This is a genomic window from Vibrio sp. Vb1574 (genome assembly GCF_033338675.1).
Window position 1 is genome coordinate 1 of record NZ_JAWOTC010000197.1, and the last position, 1,427, is coordinate 1,427.

The 1,427-nt window shown below is 43.9% G+C and carries 2 protein-coding genes; one reads left to right on the forward strand and one right to left on the reverse strand.

Annotated features, from left to right (window positions below; all coding sequences use genetic code 11):
* Positions 1–245: 245 nt before the first annotated feature.
* Positions 246–845: a LysM-like peptidoglycan-binding domain-containing protein gene (locus tag R7O12_RS24760; protein ID WP_005496937.1), complete on the forward strand. Its 600-nt coding sequence runs from the start codon at positions 246–248 to the stop codon at positions 843–845.
* A 66-nt stretch (positions 846–911) separates the two neighbouring features.
* Here R7O12_RS24760 and R7O12_RS24765 read toward each other — a convergent pair whose 3' ends face one another.
* Positions 912–1,373: a GNAT family N-acetyltransferase gene (locus R7O12_RS24765; RefSeq protein ID WP_046265221.1), complete on the reverse strand. Its 462-nt coding sequence runs from the start codon at positions 1,371–1,373 to the stop codon at positions 912–914.
* Positions 1,374–1,427: the final 54 nt, after the last annotated feature.

The window sequence follows — 1,427 nt, forward strand, 5'->3', positions numbered from 1 at the left end:
TAATTTCAGACATGAATGTCGCTCTTATTAGGAGTGATAAAGGTAACAGGATATCAGTTTCGAGCTTAGGTTTAAATAATTGCTGGCGATTGCGTTATCTGACCAGTCAGCGTGTGACTTATCTCTTACTCCAAGTGAAATTTCTGCTAATTTAAACCAAATTCCATTTTACTTTAGTCAAAACCATATACTCTCCGCGCTGGTATTTTTATACTGGTAGTAGAAGTATTAAGGGACACATCAACATGAATCGTCGCAGAAAGAAAAAGCAGCAAGTCGACTACGTCGAGTTGGTCAAACAAAAGTTCGCTGCTATCAACTGGAAGCAGCCGTTCAACAAAAGTAAGTGGTTGGAACGTGTAGAACCAATCAAGGCATTTTGGCAGCGCTTACCTAAATTCCATCAACGAGCTTTGATGGTGTTAATGCCATTATTACTTCTACTTCTGATTGTACCGTTACCGAAAAAAACGGAACCGTTAGTCGAACCGCAGGGTGAAGGGGATAGCCAGCGTGTTGCGATCCAGTTAAATGCGCAAAGCCTGAGTCAGCAACGTACGTCGCAAAACTCGGGGCCTAAGTCAGAAGACTGGAAAGAGTACCATGTGAAGAATGGTGATACGTTAGCTCAAGTTTTTCGCAACAATCAGCTTTCTATGGCTGACCTTAGCGCCTTAGTAAAAATAGAAGGAAGCGATAAGCCACTGAGCCATATCAAGCAGGGGCAACTCATCCGTTTTAAACTCTCAGAAAACGGCCAGTTAGATATGTTGCAACTGGAAAAGAGCGATCATTCGGTTATGTTCTTCCGTCTATCGGATGGCAGCTTCGGCAGAAACAAATAGTTTCCGTTGTAGATTTAAAAAAGACGCGATCATCTCGCGTCTTTTTTATTGCAGTTTTGTAGAGGTTTATTGAGTCGAATGCTTCCTGCGCATGTCTACGTGTGGAATTCCATCTTCTAAGTAACTGTCAGAAATAACCTCAAATCCATGGTGAGCATAAAAATCGATAAGATGTTCTTGTGCACCAATGTCTATGGTTTTTTCGGGCCATAACGTAGAGCATGCTTGGATGGCTCGTGTGATTAGCTGATGGCCTAAGCCACCACCTCGGGCTGTTTGTTTGGTCACGACTCGGCCAATACTGACGTTATCGTAAGTGGTTCCAGCTGGCAGAAGCCGAGCGCAGGCAACTAATTCATCATTGTGGTAGCCGAGTAGGTGATGAACGCCGTCAATAATATCCTTACCATCTAGCTCCGGGTACGGGCAAGTTTGCTCGACGACGAACACGTCGACGCGTAAGCGCAGCATCTCATACAGTTGTAAGGTAGTTAGTTGAGCAAAAGGCAAAGTGATCCAAGTGGTCATGTCCGTCGTCCATAATGATAGTAGAGTGCCTGAATGTACTCGCTTTTGTTTCAA